Below are 5,342 nucleotides of genomic sequence, written 5' to 3'. Positions count from 1 at the left end.
GATTTGGGGGGGGCTGGCCCTTGCGCCGGGCCCCCACCCCCCTATCCGGCGGGCCCCCGCCCGGCAACCCGGGGGGGCCCCGCGAGGGGGTGCGGCTCAGCTCGCCTCGGCGCCCGCCGAGGGGGCCGGCACGGCCGCGCCGAGCAGGGCCGGCGAGGCGTAGCGGGACCAGGACAGGCAGCCGTCGGGCGGGCAGAACTCGGGGCGGCGCGGGTCGTGCCCGAGCTCGCGCAGCTTGGTCCGGACGGAGTCGGGCGTGCGGCCGAAGCGGGCGGCGATCCGGGCGACGGTCTCACCGTCGTGGAAGCGCCGGACCAGTTCCTCCTCGTGCTGCGGCACCCAGGGGGCGCCGTGGCCGGGGTACAGCTCGCGCAGCACGTCGCGGTCGGGGATGGGCTCGGAGACGTCGGCGACGATCGCCAGTGCCCGCAGCGCGCGGTTGAGCGCGATCCGCAGCGAGGCGACGTCCTCGACCGGCAGGCGGAGCCTGCCCGAGGCGAGCGGCGCGGCGGCCGCCCCCTCGCGCCAGCCGGTCAGGGTGAGGGTGACCTCTCGGTCGTCGTCGCTGGCGAGTTCGATCCGGAAGACCTTGTCGCCCAGCGGGAGCTCGTTGAGATGACGGAATGCCACGGCATGACCCCCAAGTGTCGCGCCAGGTACGCACCTTGGGGGTGCGCCCTGAACACCTTCATTCTCTCGCGGGGGTCTGACAATCCGGCGGGCCCGAGGCCCGCTCAGCCCTTCTCCATGTAGGCCGCGCGGTCCTCGTCGAGCAGGCTCTCCAGCGCGGTGCGCAGCTCCGGGTGGGCGGCCAGGTCCGGGTCCTCGGCGACCAGCCGGGTGGCCTCGGTGCGGGCGGTCAGGATGACCTCCTCGTCCTCCAGCACCGAGAGCACCTTGAGCGAGGACTTCACCCCGGACTGCGCCTGGCCCAGCACGTCGCCCTCGCGGCGCTGTTCGAGGTCGATCCGGGACAGCTCGAAGCCGTCCAGGGTGCCGGCCACCGCGTCCAGCCGGGCCCGGGCGGCGCTGGCCCCGGGCATGTCGCTGACCAGCAGGCACAGGCCCGGCGCGCTGCCGCGGCCGACCCGGCCGCGCAGCTGGTGGAGCTGGGAGACGCCGAAGCGGTCGGCGTCCATGATGACCATCGCGGTGGAGTTGGGGACGTTGACGCCGACCTCGATCACGGTGGTGGCGACCAGCACGTCCACCTCGCCGGCCGCGAACCGGCGCATCACGTCGTCCTTGGCGTCCGGCGCGAGCCGGCCGTGCAGGATCTCCACCCGCAGGCCGCCGAGCGGGCCCTTGACCAGCTTCTCGGCCGTCTCCACCACCGAGAGCGGGGGCCGCCGTTCGTCGCTCTCGGCTCCGGCGTCCGGGGTGGTGAGGTCCTCGAAGTCCTCCTCGGCCGCCTTGCGCTTCTTCCTGGCGGCCTTCGGGTCGGCGGCCGGCTCCTCGTCCCCGATCCGCGGGCAGACCACGTACGCCTGGTGACCCTTGGCGACCTCCTCGCGGACCCGCTCCCAGGCGCGGGTGAGGAAGTTGGGCTTCTCCAGCGCCGGGACGACGTGGGTGGAGATCGGCGAGCGGCCGGCCGGCAGCTGGTCCAGGACGGAGGTCTCCAGGTCCCCGAAGACCGTCATCGCGACGGTGCGCGGGATCGGGGTGGCGGTCATCACCAGCAGGTGGGGCGGCTGCTCTCCCTTGGCGCGCAGCGCGTCCCGCTGCTCGACGCCGAAGCGGTGCTGCTCGTCGACCACGACCAGGCCGAGGTCCTGGAACTGGACCTTGTCCTCGATCAGCGCGTGGGTGCCGATGGCGATCCCGGCGTCCCCGCAGGCCATGTCGAGCAGCGCCTGGCGGCGGGTGGCGACGCCCATCGAGCCGGTCAGCAGCACCACCCGGGTGGCGTGCTCGGAGCCTCCGAGCATGCCGCCCTCGGCGAGGTCCCCCATCATCTCGACGATCGAGCGGTGGTGCTGCTGGGCGAGCACCTCGGTGGGGGCCAGCAGCACGGCCTGGCCGCCCGCGTCGACCACGGCGAGCATGGCGCGCAGCGCGACCAGGGTCTTGCCCGAACCGACCTCGCCCTGGAGCAGGCGGTGCATGGGGTGTTCGGTGGCGAGGTCGGCGGCGATCTCGGCGGAGACCTTCCGCTGGCCCTCGGTGAGGGTGAACGGCAGCCGGGCGTCGAAGGCGTCCAGCAGGCCGCCCTCGCGGGCCCCGCGCGGTTTGGCGGGCAGCGCGGAGTCGGCGGCCCGGCGCTGGGCCAGGGCGACCTGGAGCACGAAGGCCTCGTCCCAGCGCAGCCGGCTCTGGGCGCGCTCGCGGTCGGCCTGGCCGCGCGGGCGGTGGATCAGCTCCAGCGCCTCGGGCAGCGGGATCAGGTCGTGCCGCTCGCGCAGTTCGGCGGGCAGCGGTTCGCCGACGTCGCCGAGGTGCTTGGTGAGCGCGGTCTCGACGCAGATCGACAGCTTCCAGCTGGGCATCTGCGCGCTGGCGCCGTACACCGGGATGAGCCGGCCGGCGAACTGCTTCGCCGCGTCCGATCCCGCTTCCTCGTCGAGCAGCTGGTAGTCCGGCGAGACCAGCTGGCGGGAGCGGTTGAAGACCCCGACCTTGCCGGCGAACAGGCCCTGGGCGCCGGCCCTGAGCTCCTTCTGCCGCCAGCCCTGGTTGAAGAAGACCAGCGAGAGCCGGCTGCGGCCGTCGGTGACGACGACCTCCAGCCGGTCGCCCTTGCGGCCGCGGAACGGGATCAGGGTGACCTTCTCGATCCGGGCCAGCACGGTGACGTGCTCGTCGACCTCCAGCTCGTCCAGGCTGGTGAGCTGGCCGCGTTCGACGTAGCGGCGCGGGTAGTGGTGCAGCAGGTCCCCGACCGTGCGCAGCTTGAGGCTGTCGGCGAGCACCTTCGCGGTGCGGTCGCCGACGAGCTTGGTCAGTGGTTCATCGAGAGCGCCCATCAGGCCCCCTGTCTACACCACCGCACCGACGAACCGGGTCCAGCTCCACGGCCTACTCCACCCCGATGAGCAGCGGCGCCGGTTCCTGCCCGCCGTGGAAGACCACCGCGTCCACCTCGGGCCGACGGTGCCGGACGTGGGCGACCAGCCGTTCGGCGAGCGCCGTGTCGGTGCCGCCGCCGAGGACCAGGGTGACGAGTTCGCCGCCCGCGCCGAGCATCCGGTCCAGCACGCTCTCGCCGACCTCGGCCAGCCCGGTGCCGATCACCGCGACGTCGCCGTCGATCAGCCCGAGCACGTCCCCGGCCTGGCAGACCCCGGCCATCGTCCAGGACTCCCCTTCGGCGACGGCGAGTTCGGCGTACCGGGTGGCCCCGGCGGCGGAGGTCATGGCGACCACGTCCTCGTCGAAGCGGCGGCCGCCCTCGTGCACCGCGAGCGCCGCCAGCCCCTGCACCGGCGAGCGGGTGGGCAGCACGGCGATCCGTATCCCCTCCTCGCGCAGCTGGTCGGCGGCGGCCCCGGCGGCGGCGCGCAGTTCGGGGTCGTTGAGCAGCAGGACGACCTCGCGGGCGGTCGAGCGGCGCACGGCGGCGGCGAGTTCGGCACTGGCCGGCGGGCGGTCCGGGTCGGCGTGCAGGACGACGGCGCCGGCCTGTTCGCAGAGCTCGGCCAGGCCGTCGCCGGAGACCACCGAGAGCACCGCGCGGGCCCGTTCCTCGCGCTCGCCGTGGTCGGCGGCGGTGCCGGCCCGGGCGGCGGCCTCGGCGAAGTGGGTGATCCGGATCTGGTGCGGGCGTCCGGCCTGGACCCCGGCCTCCACGGCGGCGCCCGCGTCGTCCACGTGGACGTGCACGTTCCACAGGCCGTCGCCGCCGCCGATCACCAGCGAGTCGCCGAGCGTGCCGAGCCGCTCGCGCAGCGCGGGCAGCGCCGCGTCGGGGGCGTCCAGCAGGTAGATGACCTCGAAGGCGGGGTGGCCGGGGCCTGGCGGCCTCAGGTGCGTCTCGCAGTGCTCGACCGCCCGGACGTCCCCGCGCAGCGCGACCGGCCCCATCGGCTGCTGTCCGGCGACGGCGTCGGCGAGCGCGCCGAGGACGGCCACCAGGCCGCGCCCGCCGGCGTCCACCACGCCGTTCTCGGCCAGCACGGCGAGCTGCTCGGGGGTGTGCCGCAGCGCGTCCCGGGCGGCCCGGTAGGCGGTGTCGGCGACCTGGGCGAGCCCGTCCCCGGCCCGGACGGCCTCCCGGGCGGCGACCCGGGCGACGGTCAGCAGGGTGCCCTCGACGGGCTCCGCGACGGCCTGGTAGGCGGATTCGGCGGCCCGCTGCAGGGCGGCCCGCAGCTGTTCGGCGCCGCCGCCCTCGGCCAGCGTCTCGGCGGTGCCGCGCAGCCACTGGGCGAGGATCACCCCGGAGTTGCCGCGGGCGCCGACCAGCGCGCCGCGGGCCATCGCCCGGACGGTGTCGGCCAGCCCGGGGGCCGGGTCGACGGCGGGGTCGGTGAAGCGGCTCTCCACCTCGGCGGCGGCGGACTCGACGGTCAGGTAGAGGTTGGTGCCGGTGTCGCCGTCCGGGACGGGATAGACGTTGAGCGCGTCGATCTCCTCGCGGGCCTGGCCGAGCGCGCGCAGGGCGAGCTGGCACCAGGTGCGCACGGCCGGGGCGTCGAGCGTGTGCAGCACCAGGTCTCCTCCGGGTGGGACGCCGATATGGCCCATGGGGCAGCAACTCATTCGGATGCGGCGGCGGGGGGGTGATACCGGCAGGTTATCGGGGGCCGGGGAGGGTCGGCCGGTCCGGCGACCGGAGCGATCACTCAGCCGGTCGTGGTAGTTTCGTGGGACGGAAGCAAGCGTTGTATGCTCTTCCGGTTGCCTGGAACCGTCCAGGCTCACCCCCTTGTCCGGTCTGGTTCACGCGAGTGTTCTGGTGGCTGAGTGGGGTTTTCGAAAGTATCTGATCTGAAGTCTTGGAGTGACTCCTGTGGCTGCCAACTGCGACGTCTGCGGCAAGGGGCCGGGCTTCGGCAACAGCATCTCCCACTCTCACCGCCGTACCCCCCGTCGTTGGAACCCCAACATCCAGACGGTGCGCGCTGTGATTGGGCGGACGCCGAAGCGGCTCAACGTCTGCACCTCGTGCATCAAGGCCGGTAAGGTCTCGCGCTGACGCGCAGACCGGCATGCCGGTCCTCCAGTGAGCCGGTTCATCCTCGGATGGGCCGGCTTCGCTGTTTTCGTGACTGGCTACGCCGTTTTCCGGACTCACCGGTGGTGGGGGGGGGGCCCCGGGGGGCCCCCCCCCCCCCGATAACCCCCCCCCGCACCCCCCCCGCCCCCCCGGGGGGGCCCCCCCCCAGCCCCCGCCCCCCGGC

Annotated in this window: 4 protein-coding genes; 1 reads left to right on the top strand and 3 read right to left on the bottom strand. The window is 74.3% G+C overall.

Translation table 11 applies throughout. The features are described from left to right. Nucleotides 1–96 precede the first annotated feature (96 nt). From ACFRAR_RS09305 to ACFRAR_RS09295, 3 genes are all read right to left on the bottom strand, one after another. Nucleotides 97–630, bottom strand: a complete 534-nt coding sequence (locus ACFRAR_RS09305) for a hypothetical protein (protein ID WP_380696521.1) — start codon at nt 628–630, stop codon at nt 97–99. 104 nt (nt 631–734) lie between these two features. Next, complete coding sequence (gene recG / locus ACFRAR_RS09300; protein WP_380696519.1) at nt 735–2,966, bottom strand: ATP-dependent DNA helicase RecG; 2,232 nt, start codon at nt 2,964–2,966, stop codon at nt 735–737. Nucleotides 2,967–3,018: 52 nt separating this feature from the next. After that, entirely contained in the window at nt 3,019–4,686 is a 1,668-nt protein-coding gene (locus ACFRAR_RS09295) for a DAK2 domain-containing protein (RefSeq protein ID WP_380696517.1), read from the bottom strand. 265 nt (nt 4,687–4,951) lie between these two features. Between ACFRAR_RS09295 and rpmB the strand changes: the two genes are divergently transcribed. Beyond that, on the top strand, nt 4,952–5,137 hold the full coding sequence (gene rpmB, locus ACFRAR_RS09290) for a 50S ribosomal protein L28 (protein ID WP_014138233.1): 186 nt from the start codon (nt 4,952–4,954) through the stop codon (nt 5,135–5,137). Nucleotides 5,138–5,342 lie beyond the last annotated feature (205 nt).

This window comes from Kitasatospora sp. NPDC056651 (assembly GCF_042792155.1).
Taxonomy (GTDB): domain Bacteria; phylum Actinomycetota; class Actinomycetes; order Streptomycetales; family Streptomycetaceae; genus Kitasatospora.
This window is presented reverse-complemented; position numbering and strand designations above follow the sequence as displayed.

Bases quoted from the DNA above. Each gene is read 5' to 3' on its own strand.
- recG (WP_380696519.1), bottom strand. From the start codon at position 2,966: ATGGGCGCTCTCGATGAACCACTGACCAAGCTCGTCGGCGACCGCACC.
- ACFRAR_RS09295 (WP_380696517.1), bottom strand. From the start codon at position 4,686: ATGGGCCATATCGGCGTCCCACCCGGAGGAGACCTGGTGCTGCACACG.